Source organism: Paenibacillus sp. FSL H7-0940, from assembly GCF_037979415.1.
Classification (GTDB): Bacteria; Bacillota; Bacilli; order Paenibacillales; family Paenibacillaceae; genus Paenibacillus; species Paenibacillus amylolyticus.
Map to the genome: position 1 here is coordinate 2645107 of NZ_CP150280.1, position 16452 is coordinate 2661558.

The following is a 16452-nucleotide window of genomic DNA, read 5'->3' on the forward strand; positions in this document are numbered from 1 at the left end:
CATGTAAGAATCAATTCAATCTAGATATGACGATCAAACGCTGACGCTTTCTCCACTTGATCTGTACGGTTCGCATCCATAACTTGAATCAGCTTATTTAAACGGAAGATCAGCGCTGCAGCTTCGGATCTGCTTAAGTGCTGCATGGGACGGAAGCTGCCGTCTTCATATCCGGTAATCATGTACAAACCTGCAAGTTCCTGCACTTCTTCTTTGGCCCAATCAGATACATCAGTCTGGTCGGTAAACGCTCTTGGGGAAGTCAGCGGTTCCGGTCTGATTTTACGAACAACATTTGCTATAATCTTGGATGCCTGTTCCCGTGTCACCAGCGCATGTGGAGCGAATTTGCCGTTCCCCATGCCTTGAACCATCTCATGATGAACGGCTGCCTTAATCTCAGGAGCAAACCAATCCTCATCGTTCACATCCTGAAATCCATGTTGTTCATTAACCGTTGTGTCCACACCCATCAGACGCACGATTAATGCAGTGAACTCCGCACGGGTGATCGGACGGCGTGGCTCGAAGCGAGTTTCACTTACACCTTGAATGATATTTTGTTCCGCCAGCCAGGTGATCTGATCTTTATTGAATGTTTGGCTGATATCAATAAATTTGATAATTTTTTTCACAGGTACATCAGGCTGCTCAGACGGTTCTGGTTGTGAACTCACCTCATCGGCTTGTTCCGATGTACCGTTTGGACTCGGGGTTGCACCGCCACCGCTCCAGGCGGATGGTTGATACGGAAAAGTCATGGCTGCTGCCCGTTTGCTTTCACTTTTTTCACCCGCTGAATTCTCCGTCCATACTTCCACCTCATAATGCTGCTCAGCATTCAGTCCTGTCCATACATGACTGCGCTGCGTGCCACGGTAGATCTCACGATCTTTATGGGTGATCACAATCACCTCATTTATTGAATCCAGTTCCCAAGTTAGCTTAATCGCACTTGTGCCTTGCGCTACGGCTGCAACTGTCAGATCCTCGGAAGGCAACGTCTCGAATTCTGGAACCTGGAGCGCCTCACCCTCACCTGCCTCATTAAATGGAACGATTGCAAAGTCAGTATAACGCTCGGCACTGTTTAATTCAGACACATGTATGGATGTCTCCGTTGTTGTTCCCACAAGCTCTTCGTTTCGATAAACTCGATAACCCCCAGCACCAGGAATCAGTTCCCATACAATGTCTGCACCATACACGGAACGCCCCTCTACTACAGGAGATGAAGCAGCACTACCAGGCAAAGTCATTGCATGAAGGTAATAACCACCATCACTACTGCCGGAGGCATTCATGGCCTTCACTGTATAGATATAGTTCACGCCCGGTTCGAGTTCCTTGTCGTCATAGAACATTTCGTCTGCAGGAACACGAGCAATCTCTACACCGTCACGCTCAATGATAAACTGCTCGGCACCTTCGACCCGGCTCTGTTCCAATAGAAGACGAATGTGATCCTTCGCTGAATTAAACTCTACTTTGACAGGAGCTACTGGTTTGGTCAGAACGGAATACGCCAGCTTCTCCGATGCATCTCCCTGATCATTCTCTGTGTAGATTTCAATCGAGTACTGTTTGCCTGCATCCAGTTGATCAACAATAAACTCTTTTTGTTTGCCTCGGTATACTTCTATACCATCCAGTAATATAACGAAAGTTTCGTTCCCATAAGGGAAGTCCCATTCCAGTTTGGCGTGATCTGTCTCCGGATATATCTTCATTTCCAGTGAATCCACATGAGGCAAGGTGTAAAAAGGAGTCACGATCATTGGACTTCCTGAACCAGCCGTATTATAAGGAATAATCTGTATCTGATCATATCGGGTTGCACTCTCCAGATGAGTTAATCTCACCTCTGTGATATCCCCTTCTTCAATCGTGGTGAACATCTGATCTCCGATACGTATGGTATATCCCTCCGCACCTTGTACCTTTGGCCAAGAGATCAATCCCTCTTTTTCCCCAATCTTGCTTGCATGTAAAGGTTCATGAATGATCGCAGGCAACGTTCGCAAGTGAACTTCGAAACCGGAATCACTCTCTCCCGTTGCATTGGATGTTTTGATGGTATACGTGTAATGCTCTCCTGGTGTCAGTCCAAGATCTTCAAATGAAGCTTGATCCGCTGGAACCTTAGCGACTTCAACACCATCCCGCATAATGATGAATTGCTCTGCTCCCCGTGTTGAGCTTCCAGTCAGGTCCAATACCGCAGTCTTATCTGTGATGTGTGTTATGCCTGCCGTCTGAGGTGATATGGGTTTCGTTAAAACTTGAATCTGAATAGACTCTGACCGATGCCCATCTTCATTAATCGCAACAAGTTCGAATTCATACGCCGTGCCATCCAGGATACTATTGAGATGTACAGACGGTTCAGACACGCTCTGCACATCTCCCGTTACCCGATTACGAATCTCATATGCTACTGCTCCCTGAACAACATCCCAAGCCAGATCCACCACATGTGTTCCGGCTTTCACTGTTATACTTTCTGCAACCAATGGCAACGTTTGAGTCATTACACTGAAAGTAAGCGGCGCACTCGTTCCACTCGTATTGACTGCCCGAATCACATAAGTGTATTTCGTTCCTGGCAACAGATCCTTGTCTACGAAATGGGTTTCACTTAAATCCATCTGAGTGATCTCTCTTCCATCCCTTTCAATGACATAATGATCTGCCCCTTGGACACCAGTGTTACTGAAATCCAGACCCAGGCTGTTTTTTGCCACATCATATAACGCAATCTTAACGGGTTTCTCAGGCAAAGTCAGCAGAGATACATCCGTCGCTTCAGAACGAGTTCCCTGTCTGTTGACCGCCCATAGTTGATAGCGATGCCACGTTCCATCCTTGAGTCCTGTAATCGTTGCTTCATTCTCCATTCCTCTATAGATCTCCTTACCATTCTGCTCAATCACGTATTCAGCGGCACCTTCCACGACAGACCAGGAAACTTTTGCATGATGTACTCCTGAATCAACAAGTACTTCGGCAGGCGACACAGGTTTGGACAATCGGATGAGCTGCGCTGTTTCACCTGATCCAGAAGCATTCACAGCCTGAACTTGCAAAGCGTACTCTGTACCTGGCAACAATCCCTCAAGCATGTAGGCCAGTTCTGATGTTCTGCCCATTTCTGTTCCATTGATTTTCACAATATAGAGATTTGCTGTATCTACAGCTTGCCATGCAAGTCCCATACTTGTCTCACCAGTCGATGTGACATTAAGTCCTTCCGGCCTGCTAGGTAGCGTAAGAATTGTACTACTGGTAGATACACCGTACCCGGCAGCATTGCCCGCCTGTACTTCATAGGTATACTCATGACTGCTTGACAGGTGGTGAACTGCGAGTTGTGTATCTGATATCTCATGGCTCTGTCCATCGATGACCACCCGATATTTCGTTGCCCCAGCTACAGGTTCCCAGCTCAAGATTGCTCCCTGTTCAGTTACTTGAACAACGTGAATTCCCGACGGGCTTTCTGGTAACGTTGTTCCTGATACCGAACTGCGCATCCCCTGACCACTTCCGTTCACTGCTTGTACATCCAGTTGATAAGATGTTCCTGAACTCAGTCCCGCAAAGACCCATTCTTGGGTTCCAGCAGGAACCGTTCCAGACTTCTCTCCATTCAACCATAACTCATAACGATCGGCTCCTCGTACTGCTTCCCAATTCAGACGAAGGCTCCCTGTGGAAGCATCGGATACCTGTAAGCCGGACACCTGCCCAGGTAAAGTCTTGAGCAAAGGTAATCCTGCCAACGGTCCTGTTCCTGTCTCATTTTCGGCTATTAACGTATAGCTGTACTCCGTTCCGCTATCCAGACCCGAGTCCAGATACTCCGTCTGCTCTCCTTCATATATGGCTGTTCCATCACGTGAAAGACCATAATACGTTGCAGAAGTCACTGTCTCCCACGTTAATGAAATATCATGCTCCTGAATTTGAACCGCCATAAACTCACCGGGCATTGCCGGCAGTGTGAGAAATCCGGTCCTACTGCTACCACCTGTGCCACTTTCATTCATTGCGGTTACCGAGATGTTATGAATGGTTCCTGGAACGAGGTTGCTGACATAGGGAAGGCTGCCAGGATCAGATACCGTCTGATCAAACACGGTGGCACCGTCCGAAGTTGCAGCAATGATGCGGTAAGCATCTGCACCCCGTACTGAATCAAATTGGATTTCGGCCAAATGGGGCTGTGAATCTACTTTTCGAACGTGCAACGTTCCGGGAGCTGCCGGGGTAGTTAATACTTGAGTACTTACTGCATCACTTACTCCGGTATGGTTTCTCACTCTAACTTCATATTCATAGACCTGACCACCACTTAGGGAGTGATCGATTATACTGTGGTTAGGATAATCGAGTGTCCATGACTGCCCTGTAGTTTTGTTCGTTATCTCATACTGATATCCATCGGTATACCTTTCCCCAGTTGGCAAATCCACTGTAAGTTCAGCTGAAGTCTCAGCGATCTGTGTCGTTTTCACATGAGTCGGTTGCTGGGGCTTGCGTTGAATAAGGTAAGGTGATGATGTTGTCTCATATGTATTCCCTGCTCTGTCCATGGTTTTCGCATGGATGTACCATATACCTTCCGATTCGATGGATATTTTATGCTGGTCAGAGCGAGCTTCAAGCCAATGCTCCGGTGATTCTGCACTGTTCGTAACTTGATAGAATCGTTCCAGTTCCTGAATGCCTGAGTGGGCGTCGGCATACTGAATGGTAGTGGATATATCCATGGCCGTCCATCCATGTCCATTCGGGGCAAATGTAATCGTGGGCGCGATCTGATCCACATAGGCGATTCGACTGATTTCCTTGCTCACATTGCCAACGGTATCCCTTGCTCTAGCTCGAATGGTGGTACCGCCGTTTGTGCTTACTGTACCCGTATTGCCTGCAATATAAGGAGCATCGTTCATGCTGTATTCATAGGAAATTGCTTGTTCATCCACACTTCCAGCAATGGTGAATTGCACATGCTCTTTACTCCATCCAGAAGAACTTAAACGAATAACCGGCTCGGTTGGAGCTGTCGTGTCGATTCGAACTGTAGCCTGAGCGGACGTGCTTATATTCCCTACACGGTCAATTGAGCGTGCATATACGATCGTTTCTCCCTCATCGGTAACCGTCACTTCACCCGTATAATCGATCCAAGGACCTTCTTTGTTAAGTCGATATTGACTCTTGGCAAGCCCACTGCCCGCATCTTCACCACTGTTTATCGCAAAAGTTACATCCTCATTCGTCCAATCCTCTTCACTTAACGCAATCGTTGGTTGCTCAGGCCCAGTCTTGTCGATTCTGGCTGTTGCCGAAGTGGAAGCACTGACATTGGCGGCCCGATCAACACTTCGTGCGTAAATCTCGGTTATCCCTTCTTCACTTAGTGTAAGAGGAGCCTTATAGTCGATCCATTCTCCCTCACTTCCCAGCTTATATTGTGTCAGACCAATGCCACTTGCTTCGTCCGTACCCTCCGTTAATGTCACGATTACCGCCGCTTTTGTCCAATCGGGCGGATTCAGCGAGATAACGGGAGGCGTTGGTGCCGTCCGATCTACCCTAGCTGTCACAGCCGTTTCCTGTCCTGTATTACCAAACGCATCAATACTGCGTGCCATAACAGTTGTGTTGCCTTCACTGTTTACGGTAAACGGATCGCTATATTCACGCCATTCTCCTGCCGGACCAACTTTAACTTCAGTCTTCTGAGTTCCGCTCAAAGCATCCTTTCCTTCTTCAACCGTGATGAGAACATCTTCCTTGGTCCATGAGGATGGAGTGACTGTAACGGAAGGAGCAGTTGGACCCGTTGTATCTTTAATCATCTCTCCAGCGGATATAAACGGGGTCTGTATCCCTTCACCATTCAGTGCCGCCACAAATACTTCATATTTTCCGTCCGCGAGTCCGGTCAGGGCAAACGCTGTACGTGTGGACGTTGTTGTTCCCGTTGCGAGGACTTGCCCACCTGGACTGCGTATTTCCGTTTTGTAATGGGTACCCGCAGGATTTCCATTATTATTCCAGCTCGCTGTAACAGAGTTGCCTGATTGTGTCACAGCCGCAGCAGCCGGTGGATTCGCCAATGTATATTTGGTGGATGGACTGGAGTACCCCGTGAAGGAACCACTTGAATTTTTGGCACGTACAGCAAAAGAATAACTCGTATTCGGAGTGAGCCCAGTCACCTGCCGACTGTTTGATGCACCTGTATCCACGATCTGATTCGTCGTCATATTTTTCAGTTCATACGTTACGGATGCATCATTAGCCTTCTTGTCCCAGTTGACCGTCAGGTTATTAGGGTTAACCAGTGTATAAGTCGGCGTTCCAGGCACAACAAAACTTCTTACTGTAAAGTTAACGGTTCCTGCTGAGGACACCCCACCTTTGTCATCCATGACCCATACTTGCAACGTATGCGTACCATCTGGCAAGGTATCAGGCAACGCGTAATTGGTGTTGAAAGACTGATTTGAACCCGTCGCGGTCATCTGGGTCAAAATGTTCTCAGACCCACCATCAATGGACCATTTCACGGTCAACAGGTCGCCTACATCCGTATCTCGCGTTGTACCAGAGATCTGAAGTTGCTCGCCTTTGTAATACGTTTGCCCCGAAGAAGGAGCCGTTAGTGTAAATGAAGGCGGAACGTTCTGAGGGCCGATTCCCACGATCGTTGAAAATTTGCGTGAAGCCTGATTCGCTGTTGCTTTGGCATTCCACCAGAATTGCGCAGCTGTATCACTCGCCGTAACGGTCTGCCCTGTAGTGAATGACGAAGGTGAAGAACCCCCTGTTAGCTGCGCATTGTCCGGACCGCTGTACTGTCCCATGTATATGCGATCTGCATTCACAACATTGTACGTATTCGCATAAAAAGCCGTGACCTGAACGCCGCCGCTGTAATTGCGCCATCCATTCTCGATGACTTCAAACGGAGATGCATCATTGCCATTCACCATCGTATCCCAATAAAATGTTCCACCCAAATTCAGTGCCGATCCACTGCGGTTGATGGCTTCCAGTTCAACCTTCATGTATCCACCTTGTGAGGTAGCATTAACGATAGATACACGCAAAATATATTCGACATTGTCCTTTTGCCGGGACATTTCAATCACATTATTGTTAATTCGGTAATAATTAAGCGGCAATGTTTTGAAGTTCACGGGCGATCCATTATGGTCGATAATGGTGGATACATTCCCTGTATCACCACCGTAAAATACATTTGTGTTTGGTAGTAATACAATTCTGTATTTACCATCACTGTTCATCTCCACTTTCACCTTGGAGGACTGTACAGCCTTCATGCTGGACGTATCGGATACAATCCCGATGGTTTCAACCGTTTCAGCCATTACCGTCGTTGCGCCCCATTCAAGCAACAGGGCTTGAGGTGATAATAACGCAAATGCCAGTACCACTTTGGTTAATTGTTCCGCTTGTTTCTTCACACGTTTTCCTGATTTCTTCAACGTCTACTCTCCTTTTTGGCACACAAAAAAAAGGAGGCACCCCAACAAAGGAACGATGTCCTAAGTTGGGGTGCCTCCCCTAACAAGTGTTATTTTTCTTGATTATAACGATTAAGCGCATGAATGTAAACACTTGATCATGAACGCCTTACTTCTCATTTCTCATCTCTGATCTTTAGTAACGCTTCGTCCAATGCGCCAACGACCTTGTCACACCATACATCAAATTCCGGATCTTCCGTCTGTAACTCAGGATGCTCCAGAATGTGTTCAATCGTACTTCGAATGCCCTGATCGGCTCTTGTCGTTGCTACAAATTCCGGAACAAGCCGCTTCAGCTTACTGTTATCAAACACAACGGTATTGGCTTTGTCACCCAGCAATCCGCCGCGAAGATCCTGATCACTGCATGCGGCCAAGAACTCAGAGGGTACATGTACCGCATGAAGCTTAACTCCCAACACACCAGCTATAATCTCATGAATCTGATTCCAGGTGACGGATTCATCTGAGGTGATATGTACCGATTCACCAATGGCATGGATATTTCCCATCAGCCCGATAAACCCTTTGGCAAAATCAGTATTGTGCGTGATGGTCCACAGTGAGGTGCCATCTCCGTGGATGATAACGGGTTTGCCTTCACGGATACGCTTGAGAACCTGCCAGCTGCCTTGAGCACCATGAACACCGAGAGGTACCGATTTGTCGCCATACGTATGGCTCGGACGCACGATGGTCACAGGGAATCCATGCTCGCGGTATTGTTTCATCAGATAGTCTTCACAGGCAATCTTGTTGCGAGAATACTCCCAATATGGATTCGATAAGGGCGTCCCTTCCGTGATCCGGTAATCAGCCAGAGGAGTCTGATACGCTGATGCTGAACTTATAAATATAAACTGCTTTGTTTTATCCTTGAACAAACGGTAATCTCGCTCCAATTGAGACGGTACAAAAGCGATAAAATCCGCCACAACATCAAATTCCAGATCAGCTATCAGTTCCGCTACACGTGCTTCGTCATTAATGTCCGCTTGAAGTACGTTGACCTCACTAGGTAAGTCATCGTTCTGATTGCCGCGATTAATTAAATACAGTTCACAGCCTTGCTGTGCAAGCATCTCCGTAATGGCCGTACTGATGGTGCCTGTCCCTCCAATAAATAGCGCTTTCATTTCGCCACCTCCTGATCGATTTTACCCACTTTTCCATGATATCACGCACCAAAAAAAGGAGCAAAGCTCGGTGACCCGAAACCTTGCTCCTTCTGCTTATACGACCTTAATCGTTGCATATATCATGTACATGCCGCAATGGATCTCATATTCTCCCTTAGGCAGATCTTTGTCGACCGTATAATAATTGGGTCCCTTTTGCATGTATAGATCCATGCCAAGCTTTTGTGATCCCACTGATTTCACATGTGTCACCGACCGGGTCAGAATAAAGTTGATTTTGGTCGGTACGCCAGCTTTCACCTCGATAACGTCTGGTCCAAAACCATCGTTGCTCACGTCCACATCAATGACTTCATATCCCTTCAAATCCTCCGGAGTCTCAGCTTGTGCTGTTACCGCACTTCCCGATCCGGGGGATACGTCTTTGCCCATAAAATAAACCAAAAATGATCCAAGCAGTACAACAACGGTCAGACCCAGCGTTAACCAAGGCCATGTTTTTCCAAACCAGCTTTTCATATAAACACTCCTCATTCGATGTCCCATCAATATTCAATTAACAGACGGATGTATTCTTTAAGCATACCTGATTCACATGACAATGAAAATGACCCCTCTGGGCTATTGCGATTGAGCTATATAAGTGGAACTAAAGAATATTTACATTGGACACTCTGATGACAGAACAACCTTTCGATCGCTGTTATCCCAGATTTTATGATTTCCTTTTTCAAAGGGTAAAATCCGGGAATAGCGTATGCTTCCGAAGCAGCTTTCTTTCAGAAAGCTTTTAGGCGCACGCTTCGCTTCTTCAGGTTATTTCTGTCCTTTCCGTTTCATGTAAATGTTTAGTTCAATTTATATAGAATATTTCAATAGAAAAAGCCTGATTTCTCAGGCTTATCTACGGGTATTCCCGTTCATGCTTTGCTATATCCCTTTTGGTATAACTCAGGAATAGATCGGTGTATTCCGACTTCGTCTCATGCGTAATTTATACAACTCTGGCAGGGCTACACCAATGAGTACAATAATAACTCCGAACCATTGCAATCCGCTTACATGCTCATGGAGCACGATTGAGGATAACAAAACTGCAATTGGAAGCTCCACTGCACCCAGGATTCCGGCCATGTCACCACCAATATGCGGAACGCCGATAGCGAACAGTACTGGTGGAATGAATGCCCCGAAGAATCCAAGCAGCAATCCAAATACAAGCAACTGGCTCCAGATCAATCCGTTAAAGAGGAATGTCGGTGGGAACAAAATGCACAGCAGGATCAATCCGCCTGTAACCATCCACGCACTGCGGAAGGCTGGATGTGCTGAAGGAACCGCTTTGCCGCTGAACAAGACAAACAGGGAATAACTTACGGCTGCCATTAGTCCAAGAGCAATACCCAGACCGTTGAACTCACCCAATCCTTGTTCCAGGAAACCCGCTGCCAGCAAGGTTCCACCAAACAGAATGATCAACGTCAGGAACGTGACTTTGTCTGGACGTTGACGTTTGCTTATCGCCTGAATCAATACACTAATCCAAGTGAACTGGAACAACAGGATAATGGCAAGTGAAGCCGGAATGTAACGCAAAGACTGATAATACACGAGACCTGTAATTACCGTTGGTGTTCCAGCAGCCATCAATATCAGACGTTGTTTCCACGTCAACCGCTTGAATACCTGTGCCACGGCTCCTGATGCTTTGCCATTTGCCTGTGACTTACGTTTTGTTCTAAATTTTGTGTATAGCGCCAGCATCCAGGATAGAAGGAAACCCGTGATCAGCTGTGCTCCCACAACCTCTCCAAGTTTATATCCTTCGCCGTACGCCAGAACCACAATCGTGGATAATATGCCATAGCTCATCGCTCCCGCGAGAACGGACAGATAATATTTCATTGTGAATAAACCTCCTGATGATAAGAAAAATACGCCCGCATGTTGGTTCATGCCAAGGTCACAGACACCATCTAAATGCAAAAAATCCTAACTACGAGCAAGGAATACATTGATTCCTTGGCATCGTAGTTAGGAAGTATAGGCTTCCCGTAGAGACCCTCGCCCTGTGTACACTTTCGGCCTGCGAGGTTATACGAAATGATATATGCAATTTGATGTAATTCGTGTGTGACGACTTTTCATATATTACATGGGAGGTGAGATGGTGTCAACCCTATTCCGTATAAAAAGTTGAACTAAATTATTACACCGAGTCGCTTCGATCGCTGTACCATTCTTCGAGCACTCTAATTACGCAAAAACGTCATGTCCGATTGGAGCCTGAGGAGTCCCACTCCAATGTTTGTTGTAAACCTGCCTTCAATCCATCCAAATCCAGCCCATCTACGGCAAAAGCCTCACGGATCAAAGGCGGCGCGACAAATTCATCATACTTGCCCAGATAAGGCGCTTCATCTTCAGCCAGTAACGCAGATGCGTCTTCAGCCGTTCGACACTCACTCATGATCTCGGCTAACAATGTTCGTTCGTCGACCTTGCCGGACACTACAAAATAATATGGCTCCATGGGCACAACCGAACGCAAGGCAAGTTTCTTGGACAGATTATGCTTCATCAGGCGCTCCAATGTACGGAATGATTTACTTCCAACCCAAGGAAGAACGTACATCGAATCTCCCCCTGCCGGAATCACGACCTGCTTTAACAGTCCGCTTTCACGAGCTAGGCGGCGCGCCCGTTCAAGTCGATTGACGGCTTGTGGTGACAGATAGGGATAGATGGTCGAGTCGGACAACACTTCACGCATTTTCTGTACTACTGACGTATGAATATCTCCTCCCGCTCCAAGCCATAACGTATCTACCTTACCTTTTGCAGACTTCACATACACAGCCTTGTGCTTGTGATCAACCTCTTCCACTTTCCACAGTTTGCCTGCGAGCGAGAAGCAATAGCCAGGTGGGGGCACGGTTGTAATCGAACCAATCTCTTCCGAGCCGTTCAGTACTTTATGTTCCTCATCGTCTTTAAACACGGCGTAGAAGCGATAATTATTCACAATTTTCTCACCTGTCAGACCGATGATCAATGTTCGATCCTCTGTCCATTGCAGATGATCCGTCTCAATGAGGTAATTCAGGAAAACCTGATATTGTTCAGGTCTAATCAACGCAAATGGGGCCAGCGAAAGGATGGCTTCTGCAAGATCTCTCGGCTCCGCCTCCCCCATACTTTTCAACATGCTCATCGTCTGATGGTAGAGCACACCTATGGGCATTTTGCGAGCTTCAAGAGGTTCGACCCACTTGGTTTTTACATAGAGCTCAATGACAGCAATCGCACGCATCAACGTCCACGGCATACGTGCTGGCAATTGCGCTTCCTCATCCTCTTCCTCCGGACATACAAAAAGCATCTCCGATGCCATGTCCTCTCGTCTCCCTGAACGTCCCAGACGCTGTACAAAGCTAGACGCACTATACGGTGCACCGAGCTGAACCACACGTTCCAGTTCGCCCAGATCGATGCCCAGTTCAAGCGTGACCGTTGCCGCAGCAACCGCAGGCCCCGATCCAGTGCGTAGGGCAGCTTCCGTCTCTTCCCTCAGCATAGCCGAGATACTTCCATGATGCACATGGAATACATCACGCTCTTGCCTGCGAGCCGCGACTCGCCGCATCTCAAGAATGGTGACTTCAGCATCCGTTCGGCTGTTGGTGAAGATCAGCGCTTTTTTACGATGTGTACTCTCATAGATGAAGTCGTAGTAGGCTTTGCGTGCGTTATGAAGTTGCTCCGCCTGCTCCTCGTCCTGTGCATCTGGAAAAGAGAAATGTTCCACCCGCAGTCGCAGCTTGCGACCCCCCGGTGAAGAGACCACATCCACCCCCTGCTGCGTTCCGGCAGCAAGCCAAGATGTAGCCGCATCATAGTCACTAAGTGTAGCGGACAAGCCCACTCTTCGCGGTGCGCAGCCAGCCATACGCTCTATTCTGGCAAGTTCGCTGAGTACTTGAATGCCCCGATCCGCTCCCATGAAAGCATGTACCTCATCGATGATGACATATCGCAAGTCATGAAACAGCGCCGGGATTGCATTCGGTCGATTCATGAGCAGACCTTCCAGCGATTCTGGCGTTATCTGGAGCACACCGGACGGATTTTTCATCAGTTTTGTTTTCTCCGCCTGAGGTACGTCCCCGTGCCAATGCCAAACCGGAATATTTCCTTCGGATAACAGATCCTTAAGACGTTCGAATTGATCATTAATCAGGGCTTTCAGAGGTCCAATGTACAAAATGCCAACCGACTTGGAAGGCCGTTCATACAGCTCGGTTAATGCAGGAAAAAAAGCCGCCTCCGTCTTGCCGGAGGCCGTTCCCGCCGCAATCAGCATATGATGCGGGGTATGAAAACAGATATTGCAGGCCTCTATCTGGGCAGGACGAAGCGATTCCCATCTTTTTTTATATATAAATTCCTGAACAAACGGCGCCAGCCGATAGAATGGATTATCACTCATAATTCAAACTCCGCCAGAAAGTCGTCCAGATCATCTGTATTCGCGGAAGCATCTGCCCCTTTACCCGTTTCCTGAGGTTTGGCAACCCGCTCGCCAAGTAATTGAGTATAAGTCACTTCAGGATTCTGGTGTAACGTATGCAGAACATCCATAAAATCTCGTACCACTTCACGTGTGGTCAGCAATTCATCCGCACCCAGCCGGTTCACCGCCGTTTGCATAAAATCAACCAATTGTTCATCCGTCAGACTTGCGCTGTATCCAAAATGCAGGGCATGAATCTGCCGCAGCTTCTGAAGTAAAATCAGAATCTCTTCATGCGATAACATCGCCAGCTTCAGGATCGGACCTGTGTAATTCGCATACGCTTTGGCTGCATAACGACCATCAATAAGCCTGGAGCGAAGCGCCTCATAGCTGTATAATCCGCGCCGTTCATCCTCCACAAATTGCGGCGTACCACCTACAAATATGCCCAGGTGCTCCGCCTTACCCTGCATCGTATCATTGAACATGGTCAGCAATTTCTCATAGTTGCTTTGGCGGGAGACACTGTTTGTAATTTTGTACAGATTCACCGCTTCATCAATGAACAACAACAATCCTTTGTAACCAATGCGCGCTGTGAATTCAGACCACAATTTGAAGTAGTCATACCAGTTATCATCGTCAATAATGACCCCAACAGCGAGTTCTTTTTTCGCTTCCGTTTTGGTTGCAAATTCTCCTCGAAGCCAGCGAAGCGCCGCCTGTTTGCGATCATCATCAGCCAGCTTGTACCCGTTCCAGTACGACGCCAGTACTTTGGCAAAATCAAAGCCGTGAACCAGATTCTGCATCTCCCCCGTCACCGCATAAATCTGTTTCTCTACCTCAAGCGGCAGAGCGGGATCATCCGGGCGCAGGTTCTGACTCTGCATCGTGGATTGTTGCAACCCTGCGATCCATTTTTGCAAAATCGGCTCCAACGCTCCCCCATCCGGGCGTGTGCGTGTAGACAGGCGAGTCATCAGTTCGCGATATGTCGCAAGTCCCTGGCCTTTGGTTCCCACCAGTCGTCGCTCAGGTGACAGATCCGCATCCGCCACAACGAAATCACGATCCATCGCATAGTTACGAATCATCTGCAAAAGAAAGCTTTTACCGCTGCCGTAACGACCCGTAATGAGTTTAAACGCTGCGCCTCCCTCGGCGATATTGTCCATATCCCGCAAGATGGCTTCCACTTCCGGTTTCCGACCAACAGCAATCTGCTCCAGCCCAATTCGTGGGACAACACCCGCCGTCAATGAATTTACAAGTGCGGTGGTCAGCCGCTTCGGTATTTTAAGTTCTGTCACTGCGTATCACCTCTTCACATGTTCGAACACATCTATATAATCAGGAACAATCCGATCACCATCAATCAGAAGATCACCGATCGTTTCCATAGCTACATCATTAATTTCATCCAGCAGAAGTGTAGGCATCGTTCCATATTGCTCAGCCAGACGCATCAGCTCCGTATCTGGACTTGCGCCAAGTAGGACATGAATCGTTTGCACCTGCTGAGGGGAGAGTTCATTGGCAAAGAGCAGCCATTCTTCATCCAGATCAGCCTCAGCAGACTCGTCCCACTGCAACCTAATCGATTCTACTTCCGCTCCTGTTGCAATCTCTACTGCAGATGGCTCCGACTCCATGGAACCTTCAGTTGGAGTGATCTCATTCCTTGCTTCCAGTACATCGAATGGATTACTTGTAACATTTGCGTTGTTATTGTTATCCTCTTCATCCTTCACTTCAGAAGGGTGATCATCCTCAATTGTAAGCGCCAATCGCACGTACTCACTTTCCTGCTGTAACGACGCCAATTTCTCTGTATCAATACGAATCATTGGTTGCTCCACAGTCTCAGCCTGCTCGATCGCATAAGCCTTGTCCAGGTAACGTTCAATCAGATTTGCAAGTTCGGGTTCAAGAGTCTGTCCTCGCAATCGGCCTCTGAATCCAAGCAGTTCACGAAGTTTATTTTCAGTACATCGATAGATCCGCGTAACCATCTGCACAAATTCAGCCTGTTCACCTATGGGCGTATATCTGAACGATACCGATCTCCCATAGATCGAATCATCATAGACTGCTTTGCGAAACAGAATGCGCTCCATCGTGCGTTCATCGTTAGGATCACACTCAGGCAACAGTCCAACTTGTCGCGTACGTTCCAGGTACGAATCAACCAAGGCCATGACCCGCGGGATGTACTGCTCCATCACTTCTTTGCCGCCATCTCTGTAGAATTTACTGAGCGTAATATCGTAATCATAGTATCTTTGCAGCATATTCAGCGATATATCCGATACATTATCCTGTAAAATGCGTTGCAGCTCCCTATCCAGCATCTCTGCTGGCAGGTATCCGCCCGAAAGGCCCATGACCTCGGATAAGGACATTTCCATCTGATGGACCAGCACATAATCGACCATCCACTCTTGCATATATATATTTAATTGAGGCAACCGTTCACGGTAGTTCACCCATAGCTGCTTCAATTGATCATAACCATCCTGAGGATTCTGCCAGCCAATGCCGTTAATTAACTCGTAGATATGAACAAATAGATAGGACAGATCGGTATCCGGGTATCTCCCCTGACGTACTTCCTTCCTCCAAAACATATACCACTTGCGCTGGGCTTCATTCATCACGCCATACGTTGGCCAGTAACTCATAAAGGGAACCCACGGGGATACATCCCCCTCCATCTCTGCCCACTGCTTTGCTTCCTCTACAAAACGTTTCTCCGAGGACAATATGCCTCCACGATGCGGCATCGTATCATCTGCAGACTGCACAATGGTTGAACGATCGGGAACCGGAACCGCTGCTGTTTCAGGTTCTTCACTCAGATCTATCTCCATAAATTCCAATTGTCTTGAGTTGTCTTTCATAGAACGTTATCTCACCCTCCTCCAAGACAGAATACGAACAAGTGTATCCATAGGGATCATTATATCACTTGTCCTGTGTCTGCGGTGACGAAATTTAGACATTCCTGGACACAAAAAAGAAGGCATTTCTGCCCTCTTTTCATCATGATATATATAAGTTGAAATAATGATTTTTAAATTGCACTACGATGACAGAATAACCTTCCAATCGCTGTTATCCCCAGATTTTATCGATTCCCTTTTCTAAAGGAAAAATCCGGTTATAAGCGTATGCTTCCGATGCAACTTTCTTTCAGAAAGCTTTTAGGCGAACGCTCCGCTTTTCCAGC

At 47.4% G+C, this 16452-nt stretch carries 7 protein-coding genes and 1 riboswitch; all 7 genes read right to left on the reverse strand.

Translation table 11 applies throughout. The features are described from left to right. Positions 1–20: 20 nt before the first annotated feature. Positions 21–7523: a fibronectin type III domain-containing protein gene (locus tag MHB71_RS11515; RefSeq protein WP_340029640.1), complete on the reverse strand. Its 7503-nt coding sequence runs from the start codon at positions 7521–7523 to the stop codon at positions 21–23. 155 nt (positions 7524–7678) lie between these two features. Next, positions 7679–8701, reverse strand: coding sequence for an SDR family oxidoreductase (locus MHB71_RS11520; protein WP_340029641.1), 1023 nt, complete (start codon positions 8699–8701; stop codon positions 7679–7681). A gap of 96 nt (positions 8702–8797) precedes the next feature. Further along, complete coding sequence (locus MHB71_RS11525; protein ID WP_017688751.1) at positions 8798–9223, reverse strand: cupredoxin domain-containing protein; 426 nt, start codon at positions 9221–9223, stop codon at positions 8798–8800. Positions 9224–9655: 432 nt separating this feature from the next. Beyond that, a complete protein-coding gene (locus MHB71_RS11530) occupies positions 9656–10609 on the reverse strand; it encodes a DMT family transporter (protein WP_017688752.1) in 954 nt (317 codons plus the stop codon). 106 nt (positions 10610–10715) lie between these two features. Beyond that, positions 10716–10826, reverse strand: a riboswitch (purine riboswitch). 147 nt (positions 10827–10973) lie between these two features. After that, on the reverse strand, positions 10974–13193 hold the full coding sequence (locus tag MHB71_RS11535) for a DEAD/DEAH box helicase (protein WP_340029642.1): 2220 nt from the start codon (positions 13191–13193) through the stop codon (positions 10974–10976). Beyond that, entirely contained in the window at positions 13190–14533 is a 1344-nt protein-coding gene (locus MHB71_RS11540; protein ID WP_036670698.1) for an ATP-binding protein, read from the reverse strand. The genes MHB71_RS11535 and MHB71_RS11540 overlap by 4 nt, the downstream gene beginning before the upstream one ends. A gap of 6 nt (positions 14534–14539) precedes the next feature. After that, the gene (locus tag MHB71_RS11545; RefSeq protein WP_340029643.1) at positions 14540–16123 is read right to left on the reverse strand and encodes a TerB N-terminal domain-containing protein; all 1584 of its coding nucleotides are present in this window, start codon (positions 16121–16123) and stop codon (positions 14540–14542) included. Positions 16124–16452: the final 329 nt, after the last annotated feature.